Source organism: Acinetobacter sp. CIP 102136 (assembly GCF_000369685.1).
GTDB classification, from domain to species: Bacteria; Pseudomonadota; Gammaproteobacteria; order Pseudomonadales; family Moraxellaceae; genus Acinetobacter; species Acinetobacter fasciculus.
This window is the reverse complement of the sequence record NZ_KB850142.1, coordinates 342,163-358,001: the sequence shown is the minus strand read 5'-3', so window position 1 is coordinate 358,001 and position 15,839 is coordinate 342,163. Positions and strand designations below refer to the sequence as shown.

Annotated in this window: 17 protein-coding genes; 6 read left to right on the top strand and 11 right to left on the bottom strand. The window is 44.1% G+C overall.

The features are described 5' to 3' along the window. Positions 1-126: 126 nt before the first annotated feature. The 3 genes from dnaQ (at position 127) to nudC (ending at position 4,048) form a co-directional block, all read left to right on the top strand. Entirely contained in the window at positions 127-1,503 is a 1,377-nt protein-coding gene (gene dnaQ / locus F893_RS07150) for a DNA polymerase III subunit epsilon (protein ID WP_004279528.1), read from the top strand. 125 nt (positions 1,504-1,628) lie between these two features. Further along, the gene (locus F893_RS07145; protein ID WP_004279527.1) at positions 1,629-3,272 is read left to right on the top strand and encodes a hypothetical protein; all 1,644 of its coding nucleotides are present in this window, start codon (positions 1,629-1,631) and stop codon (positions 3,270-3,272) included. Beyond that, entirely contained in the window at positions 3,272-4,048 is a 777-nt protein-coding gene (nudC, locus tag F893_RS07140; protein ID WP_004730202.1) for an NAD(+) diphosphatase, read from the top strand. The genes F893_RS07145 and nudC overlap by 1 nt, the downstream gene beginning before the upstream one ends. Positions 4,049-4,154: 106 nt before the next feature. On the opposite strand, the gene F893_RS07135 is transcribed toward nudC, so the two are convergent. The 4 genes from F893_RS07135 to F893_RS07120 form a co-directional block, all read right to left on the bottom strand. Further along, positions 4,155-5,036, bottom strand: a complete 882-nt coding sequence (locus tag F893_RS07135) for an alpha/beta hydrolase (RefSeq protein ID WP_004279524.1) — start codon at positions 5,034-5,036, stop codon at positions 4,155-4,157. Continuing rightward, a complete protein-coding gene (locus F893_RS07130; protein WP_004279522.1) occupies positions 5,026-5,712 on the bottom strand; it encodes a BON domain-containing protein in 687 nt (228 codons plus the stop codon). Before F893_RS07130 ends, F893_RS07135 begins: the two co-directional genes overlap by 11 nt. 133 nt (positions 5,713-5,845) lie before the next feature. Beyond that, positions 5,846-6,262 carry a YraN family protein gene (locus tag F893_RS07125; protein ID WP_004279521.1) on the bottom strand — a complete coding sequence of 139 codons (417 nt, stop codon included), beginning with the start codon at positions 6,260-6,262 and terminating at the stop codon, positions 5,846-5,848. A gap of 11 nt (positions 6,263-6,273) precedes the next feature. Further along, entirely contained in the window at positions 6,274-7,233 is a 960-nt protein-coding gene (locus F893_RS07120; protein WP_004730204.1) for a penicillin-binding protein activator, read from the bottom strand. A 10-nt stretch (positions 7,234-7,243) separates the two neighbouring features. Between F893_RS07120 and rsmI the strand changes: the two genes are divergently transcribed. Continuing rightward, the gene (rsmI, locus tag F893_RS07115; protein ID WP_004279519.1) at positions 7,244-8,086 is read left to right on the top strand and encodes a 16S rRNA (cytidine(1402)-2'-O)-methyltransferase; all 843 of its coding nucleotides are present in this window, start codon (positions 7,244-7,246) and stop codon (positions 8,084-8,086) included. A 91-nt stretch (positions 8,087-8,177) separates the two neighbouring features. On the opposite strand, the gene F893_RS07110 is transcribed toward rsmI, so the two are convergent. The 7 genes from F893_RS07110 to F893_RS07080 all read right to left on the bottom strand — a co-directional run bounded on the left by F893_RS07110 (position 8,178) and on the right by F893_RS07080 (position 14,890). Next, positions 8,178-8,432, bottom strand: coding sequence for a hypothetical protein (locus F893_RS07110; RefSeq protein ID WP_004646359.1), 255 nt, complete (start codon positions 8,430-8,432; stop codon positions 8,178-8,180). Between the two features lie 174 nt (positions 8,433-8,606). Next, positions 8,607-9,854 (bottom strand): FAD-dependent monooxygenase, encoded by a 1,248-nt coding sequence (locus F893_RS07105; RefSeq protein ID WP_004279517.1) that lies wholly within the window; start codon positions 9,852-9,854, stop codon positions 8,607-8,609. Continuing rightward, a complete protein-coding gene (gene ubiH / locus F893_RS07100) occupies positions 9,851-11,059 on the bottom strand; it encodes a 2-octaprenyl-6-methoxyphenyl hydroxylase (RefSeq protein WP_004279515.1) in 1,209 nt (402 codons plus the stop codon). The genes F893_RS07105 and ubiH overlap by 4 nt, the downstream gene beginning before the upstream one ends. 105 nt (positions 11,060-11,164) lie before the next feature. Next, entirely contained in the window at positions 11,165-11,734 is a 570-nt protein-coding gene (locus F893_RS07095) for a GNAT family N-acetyltransferase (protein ID WP_004279513.1), read from the bottom strand. Positions 11,735-12,260: 526 nt separating this feature from the next. Next, on the bottom strand, positions 12,261-12,500 hold the full coding sequence (locus F893_RS07090) for a DUF378 domain-containing protein (RefSeq protein WP_004279510.1): 240 nt from the start codon (positions 12,498-12,500) through the stop codon (positions 12,261-12,263). A gap of 293 nt (positions 12,501-12,793) precedes the next feature. Continuing rightward, positions 12,794-14,128, bottom strand: coding sequence for a Xaa-Pro aminopeptidase (gene pepP, locus F893_RS07085; RefSeq protein WP_004279509.1), 1,335 nt, complete (start codon positions 14,126-14,128; stop codon positions 12,794-12,796). 129 nt (positions 14,129-14,257) lie between these two features. After that, on the bottom strand, positions 14,258-14,890 hold the full coding sequence (locus F893_RS07080) for a UPF0149 family protein (protein ID WP_004279508.1): 633 nt from the start codon (positions 14,888-14,890) through the stop codon (positions 14,258-14,260). Positions 14,891-14,954: 64 nt separating this feature from the next. On the opposite strand from F893_RS07080, the gene F893_RS07075 reads away from it, so the two are divergent. Beyond that, positions 14,955-15,512: a hypothetical protein gene (locus tag F893_RS07075; protein ID WP_004279506.1), complete on the top strand. Its 558-nt coding sequence runs from the start codon at positions 14,955-14,957 to the stop codon at positions 15,510-15,512. Then, positions 15,509-15,796, top strand: coding sequence for a cell division protein ZapA (locus F893_RS07070; RefSeq protein ID WP_004279505.1), 288 nt, complete (start codon positions 15,509-15,511; stop codon positions 15,794-15,796). Before F893_RS07075 ends, F893_RS07070 begins: the two co-directional genes overlap by 4 nt. The last annotated feature ends 43 nt before the right edge of the window (positions 15,797-15,839 follow it).

The following is a 15,839-nucleotide window of genomic DNA, read 5'->3' as shown; positions in this document are numbered from 1 at the left end:
AATTTACCGCGATTTCACGTTAAATGTTACAAGAAATTAAAAAATCCTGGACATATAGATTGATCGACTGCATTTGCGCTATACAATAAGCCTTCCAGCTTGTTCTATTTTGATCGGATTTAATCTATGTCACACACTATCACACTTTATGTTGATGGCGCCTGTCGCGGCAACCCGGGTTTAGGCGGTTGGGGTGCGTACATTGTTAATGGCCAACAAGAACACAAAATCTGTGGCGGTGAAGATCATACTACTAACAACCGTATGGAGCTGACGGCTGCCATTGAAGGGATTCTGTTTTGTGACAAGCAAGACAAACTGGTGATCTATACCGATTCCAAGTATGTCAAACAAGGCATTACCGAATGGATTCACGGCTGGAAAAAGAAAAACTGGAAAGACGTCAAAAATCCGGATCTGTGGCAAAAACTTGATGAAGTCTGTCAAGGACGTGACATCGAATGGCACTGGGTCAAAGGTCATGCTGGACATCCGGGCAATGAAATGGCCGATCAGCTGGCCAATCTGGGTGCTGATGAAACCCTGAAAAAATCCAAGCAAAGCCCTTCAATGTCTGAAGATAAAAAAAAATCTGAACCCGACTGGTTGCTAGACGATCCTTTCGGTCTTGATCTGGCCGAGAGCGAAGAAGAAGAGCTGGAAGAAATCATCGAAGTGACTGTTGAAGAAATTGTACAGACTGAAGTTTTAGCAACAGACAGCAATGACGATGCTTCATCTTCAGAATCATCTGCCTCGACTGAGCTACATCCGCAAATTGTCATTACACCAGCAAAGCTACAGCTGCATGGCCCACGACAACTGATTCTGGATACCGAAACCACCGGTTTTTATTATCAGGATGGTGACCGGATTATTGAAGTTGGCGCGCTAGAAATGATTAACCGCAAACTGACCGGCAGCTCGATTCATATCTATATCAATCCGAAAACACCGGTCGGTGATTCCGTGAATGTCCACGGGATCACCGACGAATTCCTGCAAGACAAACCGCTGTTTGAAGAAATTTCTCAAGTGCTGTTTGACTATTTACACGGCGCGGAAATTATTGCGCATAACGCGACCTTCGATATGAACTTTCTGGATATGGAATTCAAACGCGCAGGTTTTAAAGCACTCTCCGAAGTCTGTGACGTCACCGATACCCTGGCACTGGCCAAGTCCAAGCATCCCGGTCAGAAAAATTCGCTGGATGCCTTAGTGCGCCGTTACGAGATTCCACAACGTGACCGTACTTTCCACGGTGCCTTGCTCGATGCGGAAATCCTGTCCGATGTTTATCTGGCGATGACCGGTGGACAGGTGTCTTTTGATATCGATGCCCTGTCCCAGTCTGAAGACCAGAACAGCCGTTCAGGGATGGCCAGAGTTGAAATTGAATTACCGGTGATTCTCCCGTCAGAACAGGAATTACAGGAACATGAGAATTGGGTCAAACAATTCGAAGAAAAACATGGAACTGCTTGCCTTTTCGCGAAATAAAATCTACATTTCCGGGGATACTTTAGGTTTAAAACTATCGTTCTTCAGTTATAGTAAATACAAAGAGGCCCCGTAGTTTAAAGCGGGGCTCATATATAGATAATACTCCAGGAAAGGTGCAGATCATGTCTTACCAAACCTCTATACATTTTGATCCAACAGCTTTACTGATAATAAAAAATGAGGTTGATAACTCGATCAAGTTAGTCGAATCAGCAGTAAGCACCTTGGTAGAAGACCAGACTTTACCTTTTGGTATTGATGATGCATTAAATCAGTTCGAACAATGCGCCCAAGTTCTGGCACTCATCGACATGTCCAGTCTGGCAAAAGTCGCTCAATATTCAGCAGAACTGATGCGCAAGATTATGGGGAATCCGGCGCAGGTCAATACTCAAGAAGTGATCGCCTTGAGTGAAGGCACCACCATGCTGAAACGCTATATCGAATTTATCTGTTTGCGTGAAGTGAAAATTCCACAGTTTTTGCTGGATACCCTGAACCGTCTGGAACTGGCTTTGGGTAAACCGCTGACGACTGAAGGCCAGCATGTAGAATCGCTACTGGATTGCGTCACCCCTGATTTTGCACTGCCACAAGCACCAAGTCTGGAAAAATCCCAATATGTACACCGCCTGTATAAGCTGTCACTCAACAAGCTGATCAATCAGGAAGAAAGTGAACTGGATCTGCAAGCCATCAAACTGGTGGGGGCTTATCTGGCAGGACTTGCAGAACAACATGACAGCAAGCAGTACTGGAATCTGGTCTATGTCGCGTTGAACAATATTGATCACCTGCTGATTAATGAGCCACGCCTACGCACATTGGTGAGCATTGAACGTAACATGGCACAGTATTTTAGCTCGGCAGACAGTTTCAAGGCTTCGCTGGCTGATCTGGCCAATGTGCTCAGCCTGTGTATCAGTCAGGAAGATGAAACTGCGCAATCTATCCGTAGCCAGCTCAATGTGGGCGATGACCTGCTGACCGATATGCAATTACAGGTCTTCAGTCGCCATCTGTATGGCCCAGACTTTGAAACCATGCATACCATCAGCGAATTGGTGACCACGGAAATGGCGCAAATTCGTAATGACATCGAGTTCAACTATCAGAACATGACGCCTGAAAAGACTCAGGAACTGCAGGCACAACTGAATAATCTGGCGAATATCTTCAAGGTATTGAACCTGAATGAAGCCTATCATGACCTGACCCGTCAGGCCGCTTCACTGAGCCAGCCGGAGATGATGCAGGATGCCAGCTTTGCCCAGCAGTTGATGAATGTCATTCTGTCTGCCATGAACTCGATTGGCGTACTGGAACGTCATCAAACTTCGAGCCGCTTGCAGCTGCGCGTCAACAACATGAATATTTCTCTGGACCGTCTGGATGAAGCACACGCTGCTTTACTCACAGAAACCAAGGCCCTGATCGAGCTTTCTAGCCAGATTCTCAGCAATTACCTGCAAGATCATGACTTGACTGCACTCGAACCTGTTCCAGTACAGTTTTGCGAGATTGGCGGCGCGATGCTGTTCCTGAATGCAGAACATGTTCGTACTGCATTCACCACCACTGCAGAATTCATCAAGAACCGTATTGATCTGTCGATTGCATTAAGTCCGGAAGAAATTCATCGTGCTTTAGACACCCTGGCCAGTGCCGACATGATGATTGATAACTTAAAGAACAAACAGCCTGTATTACAGGCGATGTTTCAGGTAGCATTGGACAGTAGTGAGAAACTCAAAATAGTTGCCTAATGTCCAAATTATCACTTGCTTATATTTTTCAACAACAGCAACTGCTGGTCGATCAACACTTTCAACTTCCACGAGTTGAAGCCTTAGCAAGTGATTTGCTACTCCACACGGGTGATCAAGTGATTGCCCGTGATCTCCTTCCCGATGAGCCTATTCCTGCAGGCTTACAACTGGTTCCCATCCGTCAGCTGTTACAGTTCTGGAATACCCAGCAATTTGAACAGGCCAGTCGTGCGGTACAGCTTTTAGAATGGCGTCGTAACCATAAATTTTGCAGTCATTGCGGCACAGCGACTGAAGCGCATGCTGTTGAATATGCCATGGTCTGCCCATCCTGCAACTACCGTCAGTATCCACGGGTACAGCCTTGCGTTATTACTGTTATTACCAAAGGTGAAGACGAGATTCTGCTGGCCAAAAATGCACGTAATACTAAAAGCCAGATGTATGGACTGATTGCCGGTTTCGTTGAAGTGGGTGAAACGCTGGAAGATGCAGTACGTCGTGAAACGCTAGAAGAAGTTGGCTTACAACTCAAGAATATTCAGTATCTGGCCAGCCAGCCCTGGCCTTTCCCAAGCAATCTGATGATTGCCTTCAAGGCAGAATATGCTGGCGGTGAGCTACAGCTGCAGGAAGAAGAAATTAGCGATGCGCAATTCTTTAAATTCGATCAGCTGCCTGAAATTCCGTTTAAAGGCAGTATTGCCCATGCCATGATCATGCATGTGACTCAAGGTACGCCCGTCGCAGACGACACCAAGACCTGGCTGTAAATCTGTATTTGAAAGATTTAGCCCAACGGCTCAAAAAAAGAATCCAGGGGAGATCATCCACTGGATTCTTTTTTATCTAGTGCTTGGTTAAACTAACATATCAGTATCAGGATTTAAATGCATCCTCGAGCGCCCAAAGCACCTGTGCCTTGGTCTGGAAAAACCGGCTAAACAAACTGGAGAGTGAACCCACAATCGTAATATGACCAAGTTTCGGAATTTGAATCAGATGGCTATGATTGCCCTTCTCTTTCAGTACGCGGTCCAAATCCTGGCTATTGAAATGCCCAACAATCTTGTCTTTTTCGGCAATAAACAGATAATGCCGGATTGAGCTATTTTTAACAAAATAATAAGGCATCACCTGCTGATAAGGCACCGCCTGATCAAATGCATCGGCACAGATCGGATCATTTTTGTAATCAAAATGATAAGGCCCCGCCAGACCAATAATCGCCCGAATTTGACCGTGGTCAATACTGGCAGATTGCGGATGGTACAAGGCAGACATGACATTAAAGGCCCCGGCAGAATGTCCCATCAGGACCAGATTATCAGCACAGATCTGCAAGTGCTTAGCCGACTGCTGCAAATGATTCAGTAACAAATGCAGATCATGAATATAAGTTGGGAAAATATGTTGTGGTGCCAGATGATAATTCATTACCACCACGTCATAACCTTCTTTGGCAAAAGCCTCGCCAATAAACTGATAATCCTTTTTATCGCCATGTAACCAGGCACCGCCATGCACAAAAACAATCAGGGGACGATGGAGCAAAGGCTGCTGACTCCGAAACAGGTCAAAGCGTTGCCGGGATTTCAGGCCATAGGCCAATTGGGTTTCGACTGTGTAACCTTGTTTCGGAGTTAAACGATTTAAAGCATAACTACCAAAATCGTATAACCGGAAATCTTGATAGTGCTGTTGAAACTGCAAAATACGCTGTGAGAGTTGGGTTTTAAACTGGCCGACCTTATGGTTCATAGGTCGGTTCAACCGTATCAGGATCAATCGCCACTGGCGTCTGTTCAATACCCGGCTGCGCATATGCCGGTGCGGCAAAGTTTTGATTAGCCAGACTTGAATATTGCTCCACATTATCAATTAGGGTCACAATTTTAGTGACATTACCCACCTGTTGTAACACCTGATTCAGGTCAGCAATCTCGGCACCATTTAAACGACCCATCACATACAGTACGCCATCTTCAGTATGCACATGCACTTTACTATCCGCTACCACAGTCGCTTTCATGATCAAGCCACGGGTATTTGCAGTCACCGCAGTATCCTGCATGATGGTGCTATAGCTGATCTGATTGCCGACAGTAATAAAATTATGTACCGCTTTGACATCACTCATGGATTTGACATTATCTTCAGCCAGTTGCTTTAAATGGGCATCCGGCACCTGACCGGTCAACAAGACATTGCCATGGAAACTTTCAATATTGACCCGGGCCTGCTTAAAGCGCGAATCCAATTTATAAAGATTAATTTTTGCAGTACGGACAATTGAGGAATCAATAAATACCTGCCCCAAGGTGCGCGCCCCACTTTCAGTTCCGACAGGAGCCGTACCTGTGCCGCTGGAAATAAAACTTGCACAACCTGATAAACTTGCGACACACAGCATTGTTATTGCAATACGCTTAACCACTCAGCAAGACTCCTTCATTTTATTACGTCTTTTTCAATCTAATAATCTGTTTTCAAGCTCAGATCATGTCAATTCTGCTTGAACTTTACAATGATCTTGAAGCAAATATAAGCATCTTTAGACCTTATTTTGTTCAAAGGTTAATAAACTCTTGATCAAAAGTAAAAGCATTTTCAATCCATTCCAGATCATAAGGGTATTGCGAAAAGTCATGCTGTATGGTTTTTGCAAATTGCTGTTTAAAATCAAAACAAATCACGTCAAAACGATAGTAATAGTGTGCAAATTGTGGATTTTTCTGAATAAAGCACATGGCTGTCTTGAGCATTTTGCCCTGTTTCGCTCTGGAAACAGACTCGATCGCTTGCGCATATCGGGTTTGCGCACGTGCTTTGACTTCCACAAAGACCAGTTCCTGATCACGCACCAGAATCAGATCCAGCTCGCCATAGCGACTGTGATAATTGGCGGTCAGGAACTGAAATCCATGGTTCTGCATCAGTTGAGCCGCTTGCTGCTCCGCCCATGCACCTAATTGCTGTCGCAGCATTGCTCTTTCGCTCATAGTAGCTTGACACCTGTGCCACTGTACTGGAAACATTGTGGACTACGCTGAATACTGTGGTCCGTGATTTCAATTCGCCCAGTTCTACCCTGAAATTCAATATGCTGCAAATGCGGTTGTGACAGGTACTGCTGGGTGATCTGCCAGGCATCGCCACCGAAGGCAATCAGGCGCTGATAGGACATATCCACCGGCTCTTTGGTATAGGCCTGTAGAACATCCGGCCAGTCAGCCAGATAAAGCACAGGTACATCACAGAACTTGATTCCTCGTGGCGGTTTATGCTGTTCGCTAATCCTATTGGCCACGGTATACATCCGTTTATGGCTTAATTCAGGTATGGCAGCCAGCCCTTCTGCATTGCCGAGGTATAACAGCCCTTGTTTTGGCATTAAAAAAATGGGCGCCTTGTTCACGATCTTGAATTTCAGATCACTTTGACTGAACAATGACATCAGCAACAGTTCATACTCGGCTTCACTGCCCGGCTGGCGTAAAATCAGCAGCTGTTGAATTCCATCTTTGTGCAATAAGGTTTTTAAGGCAGCGGCATCTTCTTTTTTGGACAGGCTGAATTGCCAGACTTGGGGTGATGACCCTGCTACATCATTCAGGCTGAGGGTACGTACTTTAGGTTTGCTCCTAAGTAGTTGTTCTACATCGCTACGCGCCAATGGACCCACCACCATTTTGGTTTTTTTATTGACATGCTGCTTCAGTAGCTGGGAGATATTTTTCTGATTGGAATTGACCCATTTCAATGGGACTTTCTGCCCGGAAGTAGCATAGGCGCTGAGAAATCCCTGTTTGATACTCGATGCAGCTCGCGCCAAAGGTCCGGATTCGGGTAGAATGATCAACACTTCTGCTTGTACGCTGCTGATGTAGCTGATTAAACACAAGCCCAATATTTTATTTTTAATCTTCCATTTTTTATTATTCAATTTATTCCACATGGAGAAACCTATGAGTGCTCAGTTATTTGTTGTTGCGACTCCAATCGGGCACTTAGATGATATTAGTTATCGTGCACTTCAGGTGTTAAAGTCGGTGAGTCTTATTGCTGCCGAGGATACACGAACTTCAGCACAATTGCTTAAACACTTTAATATTCAAACACCTCTGACCGCTTGCCATGAGCATAATGAAAGCAACAAGATTGATCAGCTGATCCAGCGCCTGCTGAATGGCGAAGATATGGCCCTGATCAGTGATGCTGGCACTCCCCTGATTAGCGACCCTGGCTTTAAATTTGTCCGTGCTGCACAAGCGCATAATATTCGCGTGATTCCTGTACCTGGTGCTTGTGCGGCTATTGCTGCCTTAAGTGCTGTTGGCTTGCCGAGTGACCGCTTCAGCTTTGAAGGTTTTCTGCCATCCAGACAAAGTCAGCGCCTGCTGAATCTGGAAAAACTGAAAGATGAAACCCAGACTTTAATTTTCTATGAAGCACCGCACCGGATTCTGGAGTCCGTTAAAGATATGGCCAGCGTTTTCGGAGCAGATCGCCCGGTCGGTTTTGCGCGAGAAATCACCAAGACTTTTGAAACTATCAAGAAAATGACCTTGGGTGAGCTGGTCGAATTCATTAGCAATGATCACAATCAGCAAAAAGGCGAAATTGTTTTGGTGATTGGCGGTGCCACCGAAGAAAAAGATCTGGATCAGGAAAAGCTGGATAAATTATTGAATCGCCTATTACAGGACCTTTCGGTCAAAGCTGCTTCACAACTGGCGGCAGATTTAACCGGAATCAAAAAGAAAGTCGCTTATCAACGTGCTTTAGAACTGACTTCGGCAAACGACTAATTGCTTTAGATTTTCTATTACGTTTGGATTTGCAAAAAAAAACACCACATTGAATGTGGTGTTTTTTATAAGAAACAAGTTAATCAATAACTTATTCTTTGGCTACTGATTCATCTGCCGGCACTTCAACAATACGACCACCACTGGCAAGGAAAGCCGCAATCTCGTCTTCAAGTGCTTGACGCTTTTTCAGCTTTGCAGTGACGGTCAAAGTTTCAGCTTCTACAAGATCGGTATCACTGACGACCTCTGTGCTATCGACCGCGCCTTTTTCAGCGGCTTTTGCTTCATCATCGTCAACAATTGAATCTTCAACGTCGTCATCATAATCATTCATGTCTGTCATTTGCATCTCCCCAAAAATGGCCCTCGCTTGGTATTCCAAGTCAGGTATCGAATTAAGTGAAATTTAGCAATCTCTTCGACCTTCGCCTAGTACCAAACATCAAAAAATCGTATCTTTTTTAAACAAAATCGTTACTCTTTATTGGTGTTTGTTTAAAAAATTTACATTTCTGTCTTAAGCTGCGTAGCGTGTGTCTTTAAGTAAACCCAGACCATTGGCTTGCGCCATAAATGCATCTTTCAACATGGGCTGATTTTCTACCTGTTTCAGGCCGAAATTGCGTGCCCAAACCATCGGGAAGAATAATGTGGTTTCCATCCAGCCAATCGCAGACATGCTGTGCATCATGGCATCGTTCTGGCCCTTACGGCGATGCTCATAGCGTTTTAGGGTCTGCTCATGTGCCCATACGCCACGCGCCTGATCATGCAGCAAAACATCACAAAGCACGGCAGCATCCAGACAGCCAATATTCACCCCTTGACCTGCTAGTGGATGAATGACATGTGCGGCATCTCCAATCAGTGCTAAACCATCTTGAACGTATTGCTGGGCGGCGCGGGCTTTTAAAGGGAAAGTGGCACGTGGTGTCGCCTCTAAGACTCCACCCAGCATATGCTGGCTTTCACGGGTTAATAGCTGGGTAAACTCAGCATCTGACAACGCTGCATATTCTTCGGCATAATCCTCTGGCAAGGTCCAGACAATCGATTGCCAGTGTCCCTGCTCTTCCGGATTAAGGCTGGCCATAGGTAGAAAAGCCAATGGACCGGTTTCGAGAAAAATCTGACGTGCCATATGCTGATGAGGTTGTGCAGTTTTAATGGCACAACTGATGCCCGCCTGTTTATAGTCCAGTACATCAATATCGATAAACGCTTGCTCACGGACAAAGGAGTTTGCACCATCTGCGCCAATCACCAGTTTAGTTTGGAGTTGTGTACCATCAGCCAGATGAATGATCCACACACCGACGCCACGTTCGATGCGGCTAACTTTGACCTGTGTTCTATAATCTTGAACATCTTCAAGCATCTTTTGCTGAATAGCTAGATTCAAAATGCTTGGCTCCACCATCGAGCCTAAAGCCTGCTCTACCGATGGTGTTTTTTCTGAAGACTGGCCAAAATTGATTTCGCCATAGCCATTTTTATTCCAGACCTGCATGCCGGTATAAGGCTGCTGACGTGCTAAATTTTCCCAGACCCCCACCGTCTTTAACAAGTGAATGGTTGCCTGACTGAGAGCCAGGACACGCGGATTGGCCACCTTTAAGGTTTTATCTGCATCCAGAATTGGCGCTGCATCCAGAACTGTAGGCTGCATGCCACCTTGGGCTAACAGAAGCGCTGTAAGCCCACCCACCAATCCACCGCCAATAATGACGACGTCTAATATTTCGTTAGTTTGATTTAAGCTCATGCTTTTAACCCCATGGCATAATTTGCAACCAGTGGCTTGATGCCTGGAATCGTATCAAAAGCGATTAAACCCGTATTACGAATCAGCTTTAAAAATGGATTCTGGTTACTAAAGCCACGCACCACTGAATCACAGAATTTGATCACTCGTTGCTGGTCACTGAGACGAGATTTTTCATAGTCTTGTAATATTGCAGCATCGCCCAAGTCTGCGCCTTGTGCTTGCTGTTCCTTGAGGTAACGCACCAATACATGCGCATCACGCATACACAGGTTAAAACCCTGACCAGCCACCGGATGAATCGTATGTGCTGCATTGCCCATCAACACGACACGGCCAACAGCCTGTTTTTCAGCTAACACTTGAGATAAGGGAAAACTGAACCGTTTTCCGGTTTTCTGGAACTTTCCGGCACGATCGCCATACGTTTCCTGCAAGGCATCGAGGAAATGCTGGTCATTTTCATCTCCCAGCCATTCTCCTTCAGTACCTTTTTTCACTGGCCAGACCACGGAACGGCGATATTCGCCCGGCAATGGCAACAGTGCCAAAGGCCCTAAATGACTGAAACGCTCAAAGCCCACATGACCATGTGGCTTAGACGTTTGTACTGTGGTCACAATTGCAACCTGATCATAATCATGTTCTGACGCACCAATACCCAAGGCTTTACGGCAGAAAGAATCCCGTCCATCGGCGGCAATAACCAGTTTGGACTGTAATTTTAGTGATGATTCACCACGCTGAGCTTCGATATAAGCAAAGTCTGTATCTTGGATAAGGGAGGTCACTTGAACACCATCAATCAATTCAATTAATGGCTCTTTTTTGACTTGGGTCAGCAGTACACGACCGAGCCAGGCATTTTCAATGACCTGACCAAAGCTTTCGACTTTTTCCTGCTTGGCTTTCAGTCGGGCCTTACCAAAGCTGCCTTGTTCGGTAATATTCACTTCCAGAATTGGGGTAGCATGTTCTTGCAAGGCATTCCAAAGTCCAAGTTCCTGATAAATCTGCACGCTACGGCGTGACAAGGCACTGTTACGTGCATCAAAACTGGAATGATAGGGCGCAAGATTTTCATCATCATAATCTGGATATTTGATGGCTTCCAACAGTTTGACTGCAATATTGGTTTTCGCCAACATCAATGCGAGGCTTAAGCCGACCATCCCACCACCGACAATGATGACTTCTTGTTGCATGCTTACTTCCTTATCTGTTTATTCGCATCTATGGCGAATTACATAAAACGTATACTGGTTTTATCTTACCTCAAGGCTTTAAATTTTTATAATGATTCGTTTTATTTAGTTTTCTTCATGATGATCCAGCCTATATTGAAAAATCAAGACATCACGCTTTTCATTACCTAACTTCGGCAATACAGTATAGGCATTGATCCGTTCAACGATTTCAAACCCTGTCTTTAAAAGCACTTGGTGTGCCTGTATATGTTCTGCATCGCAGAAAGTATCCAGTGATTTAAGTGTAAGATATTGTTTAAAATACTGAATCACCGCTTTCATCGCCTCAAGCATATAGCCCTGACCCTGAAATCGAGGACCAAGTCCGAAATGAACTTCAAGGCTGTTATTTTGCTGTTGAATGATCGTTAGTAACCCGATTGCCAGATGACTTTTTCGCTCAGCAATCACCCATGAAAATCCGTCACTCGGTTGCTGCCAATAGCTTAACGCCCATTTCTGTAACATCTGCTGAGTTTGACCGACTGTTGTATGCATCTGTCGTTGTAAATATTTTGATGCTTCAACATCGCCACAATACTCTTGGAATAATGAAAATTCATCTCCAACTTTATATGCTCTTAACTCCAACCAAGTTGTCTTTAATTCAGCAACTAAAATATTTATACTCACTTTTATCAGCTCGGCCTTAAAAAAAGGAATGTTGTGATTTCATTTGGCACTTATACGATTCGATCGCAAACCTAGTCAAATTGGTATAACTCGATCTACTCGCTTCGCACAATTTTGAATACATACTGATGCTCGTAGATCCTGAATGATAAAATTGTGAATCAAGCCATTTATAAATGAGCTGATATTCACTTTCAGTAGCAGGAGGCCCATTTACAATCACTATTCTTTTCTTATTTTAAGATAATTGTATAAATATAACTCGATCTTTGAGCTAACAGATATTTTAAAAAAATTTATCCAACCATGTACAATCTAATCTTATTTGTATGATAGTGATCATCAATCTTTAGCTAGGCATTGTTGTAGATCTGGGGATGGTTCTATTAATAACGTATAAACACCTAATAAAAAACCCCGGAAATCTACCGAGGTTTCTTCATCTTCCACACTATTTCTATCCTCTCGGCAAGTTACTCGAAGACATGAATCCTATCTTGCAAGAAACTCGCCCAAGAAGATTAGCTTAACGCACAATATTGGTATGATGATCTGTGTGGTGTACTGTTTTACCCAACTTCGTTCCTGTATAAATCAGGTACAATGCCGACAAACCAACCAATACATAAACAATTCGAGATAAGGCGCTCATATCACCAAAGATTGCAGCGACCAAATTAAAATCGAATGCACCAATTAAACCCCAATTAATGCCACCAATGATTGTTAAAGCATAAGCAATCCAGTCAATCGTATTTAATCTCATAAGCGTTCTCCTGCTCTTATTTAAGTTTATTTAAGGATCAGAGAAAGTATGAGAATCTCAGCCCATTTAATATGTAGCTTTGATGCTAAAAACGGATTTTCTGTGTTGACTTCCTGTCAATTTTTAAGCCGTAAATTTTACTTAGGTTAGTTTTATTTGACTTGTTCGATATAAACGTAAGCTAAATCACTTTTTGCTCGATGTGATATAGCTAGGAGTTCTTTTTTAAAATGGCATAGAAATGTCATAAAAAAAGCCGATCTCGCGACCGGCTTTCCGTATTTTTTCTCAAATTAAGCAGCGCGCGCTTTCGCCATCAATGCTTCAATCTCTTCTACCGTTTTGACAACTTTCGCAGTTAAAACCAGCGGGCCATTTGCAGTGGCTACCACATCATCTTCAATCCTGATACCAATTCCACGCCATTTGGCATCGACTGTTTCATCATCAGACGCGATGTAAAGACCCGGCTCAACGGTCACGACCATGCCCTCTTCATACGAGCGCCATTCACCATCAACCTTATAAGCACCGACATCATGCACATCCATACCGAGCCAATGCCCCGTACCGTGCATGTAGAACTGACGAAAAGCTTCTTTTTCTATAATGTCGTCAATATTCCCCTGCATCAAGCCAAGATCGAGCAAACCTTGCACTAGGATGCGCACTGCAACATTATGTGGTTCTTTATACGAGTTACCAATTTGCACAGCATTAATTGCAGCAATTTGAGCATCCAGCACTACATTATATAAAGCTTTCTGTTCCGGGCTAAATTTACCATTCACTGGAAAGGTACGGGTAATGTCTGAAGCATAAAGCTGATATTCAGCCGCAGCATCAATCAGGACCAAATCGCCATCTTTCAGTTCTTTGTCATTTTCTACATAATGCAGGATGCAGGCATTCTCACCGCCACCGACAATACTGTTGTAGGCCGGAACACCGCCATTTTTGCCAAAGATATAATTCAGCTCGGCTTCCAGTGCATATTCCATCATGCCCGGGCGTACTGCTAGCATCGCTTGAGTATGTGCATCAGCAGAAATATCGGAAGCAATCTGCATCAATTCAATTTCATTTGCATCTTTATGCAGACGCATTTCATCGACAATACGATCCAGCTGAATTACTTGCGCTGGTGCAGAAGTACCACGACGGCTTTCACCACTTGCAGTTGCAATCCATTTGGCGACACGCGCATCAAACTCTGCATGCTGTCCAATGCGATAAAATAACTGATCTTTATTTTGTAACTTTTCTAAGATTTCTTCATCTAGCAGATCAATTGCATAGGCTTCATCTGCATCATAATCCTGAATAGCTCCATCAATACCCGCACGGTAGCCATTCCAGATTTCCATTTCACGGTTACGTTCCCGACAGAACAAACTGTAGCTATAGCCTTCTTCTTCAGTGTCAAAGGTTTCAATCACAGCCACAGCTTCAGGTTCCGCGAATCCGGTTAAATAGAAGAAACTGCTGTCTGCACGGTATTTATAATCTGCATCACGGTTACGCATGGCTACCGGACTGGTCGCGATAATAGCGATACTGCGTAAACCGATTTCCCCTGCGAGGATTGCGCGACGCTCCTCAAAAACTGCCTGTGTCAATTTCTTCATTACACTTTACTTCTTATCGATCAATACTTGTATTTAGAATATAGTCTTGAAATCAGACTATAGATTTCACTGTAAACAGCAAAATATATGCCTGATTTCAAGCAGGTGATGACTCACCTCAGCATTTCATCAGCTTGGACGTTTAGGCGAGAAAATCTCGACTACACTTTGCGCTTCTGTAGTAGCGACTTTAGGCTGATTTTTTTGACTAAATTGCTGTAAGAGGGGCGTTTCTTCAACTTGGACCTTTTTACGCCCTAAAGACAGACTGACAGGAATCAGACGCACAAATTCGTACAATTCCTGATAGCTTTCTTCACCTTCATCATCATCGTCTGAGTCTTCAAATTCAACTGCGGCTACATCTTGTAAATGTTCAATCAGCTCAACTTCATCCTGACGGATATGTCCTGAAGCCAGTCCGAAACCTAAGACCACGCCTGCACACCAGTCCGCCAGAGCCTGTACGCGTTCTGAAAGCACATGCTCATCATCAGGCAGCAAAGGTAAATAATCCAGCTCATCTTCAGACAGTGCATGAAACACATCTTCAGCTTCGCCCGTCAACAACTCTAATGCTTCGGCATCCAGTTCAGGTACATCCAGTGTTTCTAAAATCTGTAACCACTCTTCACTGCTTGGCGCCTGGGTGACACAAACAATGCCAGTTAGCAAACCATGTAGTTCGCTAGGGCTAGAAATTTCCTCAATTGAAGAAAAATTGCGGTGCCATTCGGTCCAACCTGAAATATCGTCTTGCATTCGTTTATCCAATCTTTATACTGCTTATATATTACCTTTGTTTGCAACACTGTGCGACCTCGATATGTTAGAAGAATTACAGCGTCTACAAGTGCAGATCGGCGTGTTAAAAACGCGACTTGCACGGCTTGAAAGTGAAAATTCCAGTTTGCGCGAAGAGCAAGACTCTTCAATGATGCAACATCAACAGCAAATTGAACAAAAAAACAGCGTGATTGCGCAAAAACAACAAGAAAATGAAAATCTGACAGAACAATTGACGGATTCTCGTGCCCAGTTTCAACTGCTTAATAATGATGCAACTGCACTGGCAGACCGTTATGGTCGTCTGGAAAAAAGCTGTACCGACCTGAAAAACCGTTTTCAGGAAATTCTGGCTGAACGGAATGAACTGCGCGTAGTTAAGGAAAAGATGATCCTTGAACAGCGTCATGCCCAGCAGGAAATTCAGCGTCTGACTCAGGAATCTGAACGTTTAACCCAGAAAAATGAAAATGCCAAAGCCAAGGTTGAAGCGATTATTCAACGTCTGGCCATTCTTGGCACTGCGCAGGATCATCACGCACAGGAAATTCAACAACTGGCCCATCCGACTGAAGCGACTGAGGAAGCCTCATCATGAGTGAACAAATTGCAATTGATCTCAGAGTATTGGGGCATAGTTTCCGTTTGGCCTCTACTCCTGACAAGCAGGAAGAATTAGAACGCGCGGCACAGTTATTAAATGACAAATATGATGAATTTCGCCGTAAAGCACCACGCATGGAACCTAGCAAGCTGATTATTATGGTGGCACTTGAGCTGATGCAGGAGGTTTTGAATATGAATAGATCACTGCAACAATATGCGCATTGCGAGCGTTTGTTACAAACTATTTTAGAAGAAGTTGAAGAACTGACTGAATAATCTCGAATTCTGTTTAAACTTCGGACATTCGACCGAACTGTTT